The organism is Microbacterium sp. STF-2, assembly GCF_034650155.1.
GTDB lineage: Bacteria > Actinomycetota > Actinomycetes > Actinomycetales > Microbacteriaceae > Microbacterium > Microbacterium maritypicum_A.
Genome location: NZ_JARKMW010000001.1, coordinates 1,856,863 through 1,868,917 on the forward strand (window position 1 = coordinate 1,856,863; position 12,055 = coordinate 1,868,917).

The window sequence follows — 12,055 nt, forward strand, 5'->3', positions numbered from 1 at the left end:
AAGGACCCGAAGTGACCGCACCGAACCCGCCGCGTCGACGCGACGCCCTGGCCAACCGGGAGGCCCTGCTGCGCGCGGCGCAGTCGGTGCTCGCGACCAACCCCACGGCGTCGCTCGATGTCATCGCGCAGGCGGCAGGCCTCACCCGCCGCGCCGTCTACGGACACTTCGCCGACCGCGACAGCCTGCTCCGCGAGGTGATCGCGGTCGGTGCGCAGCGGTTCAACGCGATAGCCGAGACGACCGACGAGTCCGACCCCCGGGTGACCCTGGCACGGATGGCGACGCGGCTGTGGCGGGAGGCCTCCGCCGTGCGCGCCTCGGCCAACATCGCCCTCGACGATGCGCATCTGGCCGATACCGTGCTCGCCCTGGCGCCGCTGCGTCGCCGCATCCGCGATCTGACCAGCGTCGGAGTGGACTCGGGGGCGTTCCGGGGAGACATGCCGGCCGATCTGCTCGCCTTCCTCATCGAGGAGACCGCCAGAGCAACGCTGCGCGAACTGCGGCTCACCACGACCGACGCGGATTCGACCGTCGTCCGCGTGGTGCTGAGCATCGTGGGCCTCTCGTGGACCGAGCAGGCCGAGCTCATCGCCGCGCACCCCGAGGTCTTCGCGCAGGACTGAACCCTGCGTCCCACACCGAGAGCTGCGACACCGAGAGCTGCGACACCGAGATCTGCGACACCGAGATCTGCGACACCGAGATCTGCGTGCAGTGCGGGGCTCTGGAGCAGGGCCGAGGGGACCGTTCCGTACCGTTCCCGGCCCGGCCGGCCCGGACGCGAGACCGCTCAGACGATCGCGTCGTCGTGCCGCGGCACCCCGTCCTCATCCAGGACCTCATCCGGGTCCGACTCCACCGGCGATGAGGACCGATCATCCGCGCGCACACGGAACCAGAGCGTGAGCTCGGTCAACGCTCTCACCGCTGTGCCGACATCCGATCCCGCATCCAGATCTGCGAAGGAGTCCCGGTACCCGGTGGGAGCACTCGCGCGGCGCTGCAGTGGCCGATACCCCATGGTCCAGTCCGCGAACCGACGCTCGCGGATCGGTTCCTCCAGGAGCACCCGCAGATCATGGTGTCGGGAATCCCCTCGGATGCTCTCGAGCACGCGCGCCACGGTGTCCGGATTCCCTTCCAGCACCTGAATGAACCGCCCCTCCCGATGAAGGAGCATCCCGGTGATGCCCCGTCGAAGATTGAGACGTCGACACACGGTCAGCAGATGCTCGAGAGCCGTCGCGCGAAGCGGCTGAGACGCGGTGCTCGTGTACACCAAGGAGATCAACCCGGGTGCCGTGCCGCCGTTCACAGCGCCACCCCCTGCTCACCGTCGTGGACCGTCGGCGAGGGCTCCCCCGTCAGCTGCTCCACCGCGTTCGTGGCTGCTGCCAGCGTCGCGAAGTCGCCGAGCATACGGGACCGGGCGTCGAACGCGCGATACGCGCCGCCCGCCTGCCTGTCGACATATCCGAGGAAGTCGCCGCGGCGGCTGCCGACGTGGAAGCCCTCCTCGACGCACGCCCAGAGGACGTCATGATCAGGTGGGGCAGAGTGCGGCACCCCAGCAGAATATGCGTGCGGCGCGCTCACCGCGCTCCCCTTTACAGCGGCCCAGCGGGTGCGCTAAGCGCGGGTACCGTGCTCGATGTCGATGTCGACCGCGGGAATCCCGAATCCGCCGTCGTCCTCGTCGTCGCCGGGGGTCCGCTGCGGGAACAGGGGGTGCATGCGGATCTGGGCGGCGTCTTCGGAGAAGTCGGGGTCATCGCCGTCGGAGGTCTGCGGACCGACGAGCAGATCGTTGCCGACGCCGACGATCAGGTCAGCGGAATCCTTCTTCCCGTCCACCACGATGGGAAGCCGCAGAGCCGCCGACTCCCCTTCACTCGCGAGGGCGGCGGCGAGAGCGACGAGCGCCTCGGCGACGTCGTCCGTCGTGACCACCTGTTGGCCTGCGTACGATACGAGTTTCATGTCTTCGACGGTGCCATCACGCGGGGCAGGCCCCAAGGGGGTTGTGCGGACCACGTCCGACGCGCTAACCGCGAGCGAGTGCACCCACGACCGGACAGCCTGCCCCCGATCACGCGCCCGGGCGGGAGAATGGAGCATATGTCCGCGAGATCCCGCCGGCCGCTGCTCTCCTCCGTGCGCCGTCTGCTGCACACCGATCCCTCGGCCGTCGCGCACACCGAGGCGATGCCCGTCATCGACGAGCGCACCGTCCCCCGGGTGCTCGATCTCGCGACCCGCATCGGTGAATCGATGTTCGCCGTCGGCGCCTCAGCACACGAGGTCACGCTCGCGATCACCCGCGTGTGCGATGCCTACGGGATGCGGGGCGTGCAGGTCGACGTCACCTACAACTCGATCACGGTGTCGTTCCATCTGAGCGGCGAGGTCTGGCCCGAGACCCTCGTGCGCGTCGTGCGTGTCACCGCTCCCGATCACGCGAAGCTGCAGCGCGTGCAGGCCCTGGTCGCCGACATCGACGGCGGCCTCGACCTCGAATCCGCGCGCACCACGTTCCGCGCCATCCGGCGGGTGCCGTTCCGCTACCAGCAGCCGGTCGTGATCGTCGCGCGCGCCCTGCTCGCCGTCGGCGTCAGCATCATGCTCGGCGCCGCCCCGATCATCGTCGGTCTCACGTTCGTCGCGGCGCTGTGCGCGGCACTGACACAGGCGGGGCTCGCGCGACTCCGGGTGCCGCTGTTCTTCAGCCAGATCGCCGGAGGATTCGTGACCACGGTCGTGGCTGTCGTGGTCTCCGCGCTCGGTACCGCCGGGATCGAACCGTTCGTCGGCATCCGCCCGTCGATCATCGTCGCCTCCGGCATCGTGCTGATGCTCGCCGGCCTGACCGTGGTCGGCGCTGCGCAGGACGCGATCGACGGCTTCGCCCTCACGGCCGGCGGACGCATCCTCGATCTCACCATGCAGACCCTCGGCGTGGTGATCGGCATCCTCGTCGGCCTGGAACTCGGCGGCGTCCTGGGCTTCACCATGGACCTCCCCGACGACCCCGCGCCGTTCGGACCGCTCGTGAACCAGTTCGCCGGAGCAATCATCATCGCGGTCGCCGTAGCCGTGTTCAACGGTGCCGGCATCCGGATCATCCTCGTCAGCGCGCTGCTCAGCGCTGTCACCCTCGCCGGCTACTCGACATCGGTGGCGCTGAACCTGCACCCCGCGGCGGCGAGCGCGGTCGGTGCCCTGCTGGCGAGCTTCCTCGGGATGCTGATCGCACGCAACCTGCACGTGCCCTCGGTCGCGGTGACCACCGCCGCGATCGTGCCGCTCGTCCCCGGAGTCGCGGTGTTCCAGGGGCTGCTCGAGATGGTCCACGCGGCCGGCACCTCCACGGGCATGCTGCTCGCCGGGGGATCGCTCATCGATGCGGCGGTCATCGGCATCGGCCTGGCCTCCGGCGCCTCGCTCGGCCTCTATCTCGGCACCCCGGTGCGTGCCACGCTCGCGAGCGTGGCGAAGACGCGGGCCCGCGTCCGCCGCTGATCGGCGCCCACGGTGTTACCTGCTCGTCGAGTGCACGGGATCTCGCCGAGTGCACGGGGTGTTCGCGTCGACAGACCGTGCACTCGCGCGCAAGCCGTGCACTCGGTGCACCGCGAGCACCGCGGGTTGAGCAATATATCGGTTCGGATTACAATTCCAGTGAATTCTGGCGGGCTGAAGAGCGCCCGTTGACCGCGCGGACGCATGCACCGCGCCGCGCGGGGTGGTGCGCTCCTCGGCAGCCGATACCGGTCCACCGATGGGAGTGTTGAGTTGTTCACAATGCCCGATCCCCGATTCGAGCTGAGGAAGATCACCGATACCGAGTGGCTGATCCTCGATCACCGCTATGCCCAGAATGACTCGCGACGCACGGTCGCGTGCATCTATGAGGTCGATGCCGCGGAGGTGGAGGTCGTCTGGCTGCGAGACCTCCCGCTCGCGAGTTCGTACATGACTGCCGCCGACGTGTGGGAAGACGTCCAGCGTTTCCATGCGCCGCGCCGCGCCGGCCGACCGATCCCGATCCCGCATCATCCGCCCCTCGCGACCGCCTGACCGGGCGATCACGCTCACGCAGGCGGGATTCTCCGCTCGCTCGCGCACGCCTGTCAACGGGCAGACGTGCACGCCTCACAGGGGCAAGACTGGGCGATCAATCCACCTCGGTGAACGGAGAACATGATGTCAGACCCGCAGGACCACACGGACGACCCACCCGCAGTCGAAGCCCAAGGCATCGATCCCGACATGCCCTCGACCGACGACGGCCCCGAGACAGACGAGGACGACGACGAGAACGAGGACGAGAACGACAACCTCGGTGCGGAGAAGGGCAAGGGCACCCCTCCCACGGTGCCGCCCACGGGCGGTGGCTCCGAGGGTGTTCACGCCGAGGATGCTCGACGCGACTGACCGGAGTGGAGCGCCGTTGCATGCTCCCGCTCCAGGGACGGTGACGCGGGCTTCGGGCTCGGGGAAATGGGTGCCGGGCTCGGAGAAGTGAATGGCGGACGGCGGGGACGGGAACGATCTCCGACTGTTCGCCGATCACTTTTAGCCGAGCTGATCGAGGACGAGTTCTCCGCGGGCGTTGAGGTTCTCCATCATCCGCTCGATGCGCTTGGTGTCGATCTCGGGCATCTTGGAGCCGTCGAAAGCGAGCGCCAGCGGAATCGCGGGGTGCATCCAGATGGTGAGCCGACCGGCAGGGTTCTTCTCCTCCGGCAGCCACGTCATCATGAAGCTCTCGTGTCGACGGAGCTTCGTGCCGATCACGATCTTCAGGTGCGCCAACGTCGCATCGTCGATCACGATCGGAGGGCGTGAACTGTTGTACTCGAGAGTTCCCATGCTCCGAGAATACGCGCCTCTGCGCGTCTCCGAGCCCGATGTCGACGCGTGATCGAGGCCGGACGGCCACCACCAGGCAGCCGCCTCTCAGTGTCCGTGCGCAAGCTGTTGGATCAGAACGACAACGCTGCCGAGCGCAACGAGGATTCCGAGCGCGATGGCCTGTTTCCACCATGGAGCGTCGGTCCGGCGTACGGCCACGTAGCCGATCAGTCCGAGGATCGCGACGTAGGTGATCGATGCGATCGTGAGAGCGGTTCCCAGATCGATCCACCCCAGTACAGCGAGGAGAAGGACGAGGAGAGGCACCGCCGCTGACGCCATCGCCGTCCCGGTCAGACGAAGGAGTCGGCCGAACTCGCGGCGGTCAGGGAAGGTCGCATGCACGGCCAGGTGCGCCAGCAGCTCCGCGACGAATCCAGCGATGGCGATCGCGACGATTCCGACGAGGAGCGTGATGGTCGCGCGACCGGCGTCGGTGTGGGCGACGTTCGAGTTCTGGACGAGCACGATGGCGAGCCCCGTGAACGTGGCATAGACCCGCTCCTTGATCGACGCGGTGTCCACCCCCACCTCCTCGTCGTGGGTGCGCCCGTCGTCGGAAAACTGCATGCGCCGCAGATTATCAGCCATCCCCCGCGGGCCCATGTCGGATGTCGTAGCCTCGACGCATGGTGAGCCCCAGCGATAGCGCGGTCGTCGAAGCCCGGCCTGCTCCGCGGACCACGGCCGGACGTTCGCTGGCGGTGATCGGACTGACGATCCCGCTCATGCTTCTGATCGACTACGCGGTGTCCTACGCAACGGTCGTCGCGCTCTTCGGCGGTCTGCCGTTCGTCCTGATAGCGGCGATCCTCATCGCGTTCGCCGTGCTCGCAGGCGGTATCGCGCTCCTGAGCACGGCGTTCACGGGACGGCCGGCGATCCTCGGTGGAGTGGTCGCTGCCGGGGTGCTCACGTGCGCGGGGGCGTTCGGCCTCGTGCACGGCATCCTCGGTCCCCTGGCTCTTCAGACCGATGCCCTGCTGCATGTCGCGGTGTATGCTCTCGCGGCTCTCACGTTGGGAATCTTCCTCGGGCCGATGCCGCTGCGGGTCGCAGGCGCGGTGTCCGCCGCGGCGCTGGTGGCCGTGCTGGCCCTCGTCCCGACACCGACCGAGACCGCGGCCGTCGATCGCGCGAATGCCGAGGCCGACCGTTCGGCCGAGGTGAAGGCGAGCTGGATGAGGTCGGGGAAGTTCCCGCTCGTGACCGACCTCGACGATTGGTCGAACGTCGAAGTCAGAGCGACCGGGACGGATGCCGCCACCTGGGTGCGCAGTGACACCGGCTCCGTCGCACGCATCATCATCCAGTGGAACGCGGTCGAACCCGACCCCCTCGCGCCGTGCAACTTCATCGGCGGACCCGGACGGGAGTGGGATCGGGGTCCCGACCAGCTGCCGTCGTGGTGCGTGCGCACAGGCGACCAGTGGTCGCGGTCAGACGGTACTGCCGTCTACAGCTACGACGCGGGCACCGGCACCACGATGTGGATCATGGCGTTCGGCGGGTACGACGCCGAACGTGTCGGCGGATCGAACGCTGCGACCGCGGAGGACATCGCCGCTCTGATCCCGTCGCTGCACCCGATGAGCCGGGAGGACGCGGAGCGCTACCTGCTTCCGACGTTCGACGGCATCGACAGCCCCGAGGTGCAGACGCCCGACCTGTGAGTCGACGTCACGCGTGAACCCCGCCGCCCGTTCAGGCGGAAGGCGCATGGGGCAGTGCCAGATCCACGAGGCTCACGACGAACTTCCCCGGCTCCTCGAACATGCACAGGTGTGCGGAGTTCTCGAACCAGACGACGTCCACCGACGGCGCCGACACCTCGTCGATCCAGCGCTCCACCGGAGCCGTCGGCGTGGTCCAGTCATGGCGTCCGAGGAACTGCAGCATCGGCACCGCGAACGAGGTCTTCGCACGAGCGTCGAAGGACAGCAGCGCCGGAAGCACGTGGGGCATGGTCACCTGTTGTCCGACGCCGACCAATGCCCGCTCATCAGCCGTGTAATACGGCGACAGCCCGGCCGCGTCCGTGAAGTAGGCGAAGTCTGAGCGGTAGGCGGAGAGTCCGCCGTAGTGCTGCGCCCATCTCCGGCACGTCACGATGCGCTCGATCGTGAGAGGCTGCGTGCCGGGATATTCGCCGAGCGACTGCAGTTCGGCGATGGCCTGCTCATTCCCGTCCGTGAGTGCGCTGCGCATCGCGAAACCGAAGCTCCCGGTCTCGTTCTCCGGACCGGAGATCACCTGCCCGACCCCGATGTAGGCCCAGAGCAGGTCCGGCCGCCGCTCCGCCAGGGTGAGGCCGATGATCGTTCCCCAGCTGTGCCCGAGCACGCCGACCGTGCTCACCCCGAGTTCATGCCGGAGCCAGGCGATCAGTTCCTCGAGGTCTTCGACGTACCGCTCGACGCTCAGATCCATCCCGTCGTGCGCCCCCGCCGCAGACCTCCCACTGGCGCGCTGGTCGTAGTTCACGACGGTGAAGTAGTCCTCGACCGCGCGTTGCCAAATCCACGATGACGGCAGCGAAGGGAGGGCCGGGCCGCCATGGCAGACGATGAGCACAGGGTTGCGGGTATCGCGCCCTCGAATCGAGACGAACTGCTCGACGCCGCCGAGCTCGACGAAGGTCGTGCGATCGATCGCTTCGGGATTCGGGAGGCGGCAGAGATCGGCGATCACTTCGGGGCCGTTTTCGTCGGTCATGCCGTCACACTAGCGAGACGTCGGTACGGTCTTCCCTCTCGCCGCCCTCTCGCTCGCCGACGCGTTCAGAGCAGTGCGGCGACCTTCTCTGCCGTCTCCTTCGCGGAGCCGGGGTTCTGGCCCGTGACGAGATTCCCATCGACGACGGCATAGGAGACGAACGGCAGCAGCGCCTTCTCGTACAGGGCGCCGCGCTTCTTCATCTCCTCCTCCGCGTTGTACGGCACGAGCTTGTCCACACGGGCCAGCACCTCCTCCTGCCAGGCGAAGCCGGTGACCTTGCGACCGTCGACCAGGAGAGAGCCGTCCGAGAGTCGCGTGTTGAGCAGACCGCAGTAGCCATGGCAGACCGAGGACACGATCCCTCCCCGCTCCCAGATCTCTCGCGTGATCCGCTGCAGGCCTTCACTCTCCGGGAAGTCGTACATCACCGCGTGACCACCGGTGAAGAAGATCGCGTCGTAGTCGGCGGAATCGACGTGGTCGGGCCGCAGAGTGGTCTCCAGCAACGCCATGCGTGCGGGGTCGGCGCGCCATGCCTTCGCTGTCTTGTCGTAGTTGGGGAACTTCAGCGACCGGGGCTCCAGCGGCGAGGGCCCGCCAGCCGGACTGACGATCCGCTGCTCGAAACCTCGCTCCTCGAAAACCTCCCATGCATGGGTGAGTTCCGACAACCAGAGCCCGGTGGGGTGGTCGGGGTCGTCGTAGTGTCCGACGTTGGTGACGACGTGCAGGATGCGTCTGGTCATGCGAGTCTCCCGGGGATCGAATCGGCCGCCGATGGCGGTGCCGCATGGGTGGAGATCGCGAAGATCGCCGCAACGGACGACCGCACCCGCTCAGCCACCGCTTCGGCGGGTTCGGGACGGAACTTGCCGTCGAGGTGCAGGAAGGCGAGGCCGTGGGCCATGCTCCACAGCGCCGTGGACAGGCTCGGCACGTCAGCCCCGGGGAACAGCTCTTCGATCGCGTCGTTCAACACGGCGTGCAACCCATGGGACGCCCGCACACGGTCGCTGTCGGATTCGTCGCATTCGTTGCCGAACATCAGCCGGAAGACCGCGGGACGACGCAAGGCGAAGGTCACATAGGCGATTCCGAGCTGCGTGATGACGGCGGGCGCCGGCGAGGCGGCGGGGACTCGGTCCAGAGCGGCGGCGAGGTCGGCCTGCAGGTCCTTGAAACCTTCGACCGCGACGGCGGAGTCCAAGGCCTCCCGGTCGGCGAAGTGCCGATACGGGGCGGCCGGCGAGACCCCCGCCCGACGCGCGACGGCGCGAAGCGAAAACGGCTCCCCGGCCTCGAGAGCCTGTATCGCCGCATCCAGAAGAGCTGCACGGAGATCGCCGTGATGGTAGGTCTTCTCAGAAGTTGACACCGATAACATCCCCTCGTACGATCATGTAAGCAGTGTAAACATACCGTGTCGGATATCGCAATCGAAACGCCGCAATCGAAAGTCGAGTCGAGGAATGCAGACCATACTGGGCGCGAACGGACAGATCGCCGTGGAACTCGCACGCGAGCTGAACCGGAACCACACGTCCGACCTCAGACTCGTCAGCCGCAACCCCCGCAAGGTCAACGCCACCGACACCCTCGTACGAGCCGATCTTCTCGACGCCGTACAGACCGCCGCCGCGGTCGACGGCAGCGACGTCGTCTACTTCACCGCCGGCCTGCCCGCGGACACCGAGCTGTGGGAACGGCAGTTCCCGACGATGGTGAGGAACGCCCTCGACGCGGCCCGCGCCGCCGGCGCGAGTTTCGCCTACTTCGACAACACCTACATGTACCCGCAGGATGACCGGCTGCAGACCGAGGACACGCCCTTCGAACCGGTCGGCCCGAAGGGCAGGGTGCGTGCAGCGATGGCGTCGATGGTGCTCGACGAGATGGCGCGCGGCGACATCCCCGTGCTGATCGCCCGCGCGCCGGAGTTCTACGGCCCCGGGCGGACGCAGAGCTTCACGAACGCGCTCGTCATCGACAGGATCAAGAGCGGCAAACGTCCGCTCGTACCGGTGCGCGACGACCGGCAGCGCACTCTGATCTGGACGCCGGACGCGAGTCGTGCCCTCGCGACGCTGGGCAACGCCGCCGATACCTTTCACCAGACGTGGCACCTCCCCACAGACTCCGACCGTCCGACCTATCGGCAGTTCGTCGCCATGGCAGAGTCCGCTTTCGGTCGACCAGCCGGGTCCGGGTACACCGTCGTCCCGAAGTGGGCGCTGAGCACGGCCGGTCTCGCGTCTCGCCAGGCGCGTGAGATCAGAGAGCTCCTGCCGCGGTACGAGCACGACAACAGGTTCGACTCATCGAAGTTCGTCGGGCGATTCCCGGAGTTCGAGGTCACGAGCTACCGTCGCGGCGTCGACATCATCCGCGAAGAAGCGGTCGCGTCGAGCTTCTGACGGGGCGACGCTTACCGCCCGCTCGTCGGTGTCACGGGCTCGTGGACGTCCCTACGCGTTCGACCGCGCCTCATCCCGGAACTCGATCGCGCCGAGGAGGTTGTCGCTCGGATCATAGAACTTCAGGAACCGGGCGAAGCCGAGATCCTCGAGACTGGCGATCCGTGCCCGCTCCCGCTCGAGAAGGGCGGCGAGGTCGTCGAAGCGATCGGTCTTGAGGAAGAAGGTCGGCTTGGTCTCGCCATCCACGGACACGTGCATCGGATGGCACTCCTCCGCCTCCCAGAGCATGAGGTCGAGTGCGGACTCGAGCCGCAGCATGGCGTAGGTACCGTAGTTCGTGAGCACGCGGAAACCGAGGATGCCCGAGTACCAGGAGATCGCTTCGTCCAAGCTCCTGACCGGGAGCTGCAGGTGATCGAGTGCCGTGACCAGGGGTGCCATCGACGTCCTTTCCATGAATGGGTTTCAATCTATCCACGCCGGACGACACGCACGATCACCGGCTCTCGGCGGGCGATCATCTGCGCGCGGTGATCGGTGCGCGAGCCAACACCTCCGCCACGAACGCATGCGAGCGCTCGCGGAGTTCCGCCCGGCGCTGCGCGACGAGTTCTTCGGGGCTCGGCTCCAGCGGACTGGACGGGCGCAACGCGTTCACCCTGACGTTGCAGTCCAGGTCGGCGCAGAGGTAGCTGCCACGGGAGGACAAGCTCCGATCCGCGCCTTCTGACGTTCCTGTGAAGAGCACGACCTGCTCGAAGCGTCGCGGAATGCGGCAGAGTGCGCACATCACCGCGCGCGACGGCCTCGCCGACAGCCGGGCATGGGTAAGCATGATCCCCTTCAGCCGGCCGGACTCTTCGATGATGATGTACCCGCGCTGAGGGGCACTCGGATCCCGCCACCCGAGATAGTCGGCCTCGCCCCAACCGAGCGGGAGCCGCTTGGGCACCCGCACCGTTCGACGAACACTCTCGCTCACGTTCAGCAGGGCGGCGCGAAGCTCCCTGCCGCTCCTCGGCTGCATACTGCGTCTCCTGCCCGTCACCCAATTTGTACGCGTGTACAGATTAGCATCTCTCGTCATAGGATGGATCACCATGGCCTACCTGCCCCGAGAACAACGACGCGTGGCGATCATCGACGCCGCAGTGCGCGTCGCGCGCCGGTCAGGCCTCTCCGCCGTCACCGCACGCACCGTCGCCTCCGAACTCGCCGGCTCGCCGGGGCTCATCCACCAGCACTTCGCCAGCATGCCCGACCTGCAGGCGGCAGCATGGGAGTCGTACGTGGCGGGGCAGGCGGCCACCTTCGCCGACGCCGTCGCGCACGGTGCGGACCCGCTCCACGACTTCTTCGCGAACCACGTGGATGCCGAGCACGCATCGGAGCTCGGGCTGTGGGCTGATGCCTGGGCGCACGCGCTGCGCACACCTGCTTTCGCCGTCGCCTTCACACAGAGCCTGGACATCGTCGTCGAAGCCCTCCTCGCGGCTGCACCCGACATGCACCCCGACGAGGCTCGCCGCTCGACGCTTCTCGCCATCGCGTTGGCCGGAATGCAACGCATCGCCCCCGGCAGTTACACACCTGAAACGGTCAGCCGGATACTCGGCCTCTCTGAGCACGAGCTGTCCGAGCACGAGCTCGTCGACAGAGGCAGCGACGCCACCGCCAGCTGACGTCGCCGCCTCTCCTCACACGGTGAGTCCGCCATCACGATTCACCGATCCGAGAGCGATTCATCGCCGCGGTCAACCCCCTGACGTTCCCCCTCCGTCAGGAGTAGCTTCGCGAGACCGAACGAAGGAGACGGATATGAGCGACCCGAAGAACACGCAGGGCACACCGGGCCCCGACGAAGAAGCTGACACCGCATCGGGCGGCGCTCCCGACGACGGGCCCGACACCGAAGAGGTGCTCGAGGCGGAGACGACCGACGAGAACGGGAAGCCGCTCGAGAACCCGTCCGGGGGGTGACCGATCGGGCCGGAGCCGCC

The 12,055-nt window shown here is 67.6% G+C and carries 18 protein-coding genes; 8 read left to right on the forward strand and 10 right to left on the reverse strand.

Annotated elements, in window-relative coordinates:
• Positions 1-11 precede the first annotated feature (11 nt).
• Positions 12-629, forward strand: coding sequence for a TetR/AcrR family transcriptional regulator (locus tag MicroSTF_RS08935; protein ID WP_021201283.1), 618 nt, complete (start codon positions 12-14; stop codon positions 627-629).
• 167 nt (positions 630-796) lie between these two features.
• On the opposite strand, the gene MicroSTF_RS08940 is transcribed toward MicroSTF_RS08935, so the two are convergent.
• From MicroSTF_RS08940 to MicroSTF_RS08950, 3 genes are all read right to left on the reverse strand, one after another.
• Positions 797-1,285, reverse strand: coding sequence for a BLUF domain-containing protein (locus MicroSTF_RS08940; protein ID WP_231494482.1), 489 nt, complete (start codon positions 1,283-1,285; stop codon positions 797-799).
• Positions 1,286-1,317: 32 nt separating this feature from the next.
• Positions 1,318-1,572 carry a hypothetical protein gene (locus tag MicroSTF_RS08945; protein WP_021201285.1) on the reverse strand — a complete coding sequence of 85 codons (255 nt, stop codon included), beginning with the start codon at positions 1,570-1,572 and terminating at the stop codon, positions 1,318-1,320.
• Between the two features lie 63 nt (positions 1,573-1,635).
• Entirely contained in the window at positions 1,636-1,986 is a 351-nt protein-coding gene (locus tag MicroSTF_RS08950; RefSeq protein ID WP_021201286.1) for a hypothetical protein, read from the reverse strand.
• Between the two features lie 138 nt (positions 1,987-2,124).
• Between MicroSTF_RS08950 and MicroSTF_RS08955 the strand changes: the two genes are divergently transcribed.
• The 3 genes from MicroSTF_RS08955 (at position 2,125) to MicroSTF_RS08965 (ending at position 4,440) form a co-directional block, all read left to right on the forward strand.
• Entirely contained in the window at positions 2,125-3,525 is a 1,401-nt protein-coding gene (locus MicroSTF_RS08955; protein ID WP_029259899.1) for a threonine/serine ThrE exporter family protein, read from the forward strand.
• A 282-nt stretch (positions 3,526-3,807) separates the two neighbouring features.
• On the forward strand, positions 3,808-4,083 hold the full coding sequence (locus tag MicroSTF_RS08960; protein WP_240750580.1) for a hypothetical protein: 276 nt from the start codon (positions 3,808-3,810) through the stop codon (positions 4,081-4,083).
• 126 nt (positions 4,084-4,209) lie between these two features.
• Positions 4,210-4,440 (forward strand): hypothetical protein, encoded by a 231-nt coding sequence (locus MicroSTF_RS08965; protein ID WP_297555580.1) that lies wholly within the window; start codon positions 4,210-4,212, stop codon positions 4,438-4,440.
• A 141-nt stretch (positions 4,441-4,581) separates the two neighbouring features.
• On the opposite strand, the gene MicroSTF_RS08970 is transcribed toward MicroSTF_RS08965, so the two are convergent.
• Positions 4,582-4,878 (reverse strand): hypothetical protein, encoded by a 297-nt coding sequence (locus MicroSTF_RS08970; RefSeq protein WP_021201290.1) that lies wholly within the window; start codon positions 4,876-4,878, stop codon positions 4,582-4,584.
• Positions 4,879-4,965: 87 nt separating this feature from the next.
• Positions 4,966-5,490 carry a hypothetical protein gene (locus MicroSTF_RS08975; RefSeq protein WP_021201291.1) on the reverse strand — a complete coding sequence of 175 codons (525 nt, stop codon included), beginning with the start codon at positions 5,488-5,490 and terminating at the stop codon, positions 4,966-4,968.
• A gap of 59 nt (positions 5,491-5,549) precedes the next feature.
• Between MicroSTF_RS08975 and MicroSTF_RS08980 the strand changes: the two genes are divergently transcribed.
• The gene (locus MicroSTF_RS08980) at positions 5,550-6,593 is read left to right on the forward strand and encodes a hypothetical protein (RefSeq protein WP_322955061.1); all 1,044 of its coding nucleotides are present in this window, start codon (positions 5,550-5,552) and stop codon (positions 6,591-6,593) included.
• A 31-nt stretch (positions 6,594-6,624) separates the two neighbouring features.
• Here MicroSTF_RS08980 and MicroSTF_RS08985 read toward each other — a convergent pair whose 3' ends face one another.
• The 3 genes from MicroSTF_RS08985 to MicroSTF_RS08995 form a co-directional block, all read right to left on the reverse strand.
• Entirely contained in the window at positions 6,625-7,635 is a 1,011-nt protein-coding gene (locus tag MicroSTF_RS08985) for an alpha/beta fold hydrolase (RefSeq protein ID WP_297555576.1), read from the reverse strand.
• A 65-nt stretch (positions 7,636-7,700) separates the two neighbouring features.
• Positions 7,701-8,384 carry a type 1 glutamine amidotransferase domain-containing protein gene (locus MicroSTF_RS08990; protein WP_297555574.1) on the reverse strand — a complete coding sequence of 228 codons (684 nt, stop codon included), beginning with the start codon at positions 8,382-8,384 and terminating at the stop codon, positions 7,701-7,703.
• Positions 8,381-9,013, reverse strand: a complete 633-nt coding sequence (locus tag MicroSTF_RS08995) for a TetR/AcrR family transcriptional regulator (RefSeq protein ID WP_297555572.1) — start codon at positions 9,011-9,013, stop codon at positions 8,381-8,383. The genes MicroSTF_RS08990 and MicroSTF_RS08995 overlap by 4 nt, the downstream gene beginning before the upstream one ends.
• A gap of 94 nt (positions 9,014-9,107) precedes the next feature.
• Here MicroSTF_RS08995 and MicroSTF_RS09000 point away from each other — a divergent pair, with 94 nt between their 5' ends.
• Positions 9,108-10,052, forward strand: a complete 945-nt coding sequence (locus MicroSTF_RS09000; RefSeq protein WP_292767455.1) for an NAD-dependent epimerase/dehydratase family protein — start codon at positions 9,108-9,110, stop codon at positions 10,050-10,052.
• Positions 10,053-10,103: 51 nt separating this feature from the next.
• Here MicroSTF_RS09000 and MicroSTF_RS09005 read toward each other — a convergent pair whose 3' ends face one another.
• Both MicroSTF_RS09005 and MicroSTF_RS09010 read right to left on the reverse strand, forming a co-directional pair.
• Positions 10,104-10,496 (reverse strand): VOC family protein, encoded by a 393-nt coding sequence (locus MicroSTF_RS09005; RefSeq protein ID WP_315071787.1) that lies wholly within the window; start codon positions 10,494-10,496, stop codon positions 10,104-10,106.
• Positions 10,497-10,572: 76 nt separating this feature from the next.
• Positions 10,573-11,082, reverse strand: a complete 510-nt coding sequence (locus MicroSTF_RS09010) for an FBP domain-containing protein (RefSeq protein ID WP_322955065.1) — start codon at positions 11,080-11,082, stop codon at positions 10,573-10,575.
• 73 nt (positions 11,083-11,155) lie between these two features.
• Between MicroSTF_RS09010 and MicroSTF_RS09015 the strand changes: the two genes are divergently transcribed.
• Together MicroSTF_RS09015 and MicroSTF_RS09020 are read left to right on the forward strand one after the other, a co-directional pair.
• The gene (locus MicroSTF_RS09015; RefSeq protein ID WP_315071790.1) at positions 11,156-11,737 is read left to right on the forward strand and encodes a TetR family transcriptional regulator; all 582 of its coding nucleotides are present in this window, start codon (positions 11,156-11,158) and stop codon (positions 11,735-11,737) included.
• Between the two features lie 136 nt (positions 11,738-11,873).
• Positions 11,874-12,035: a hypothetical protein gene (locus MicroSTF_RS09020; protein WP_167255440.1), complete on the forward strand. Its 162-nt coding sequence runs from the start codon at positions 11,874-11,876 to the stop codon at positions 12,033-12,035.
• Positions 12,036-12,055 lie beyond the last annotated feature (20 nt).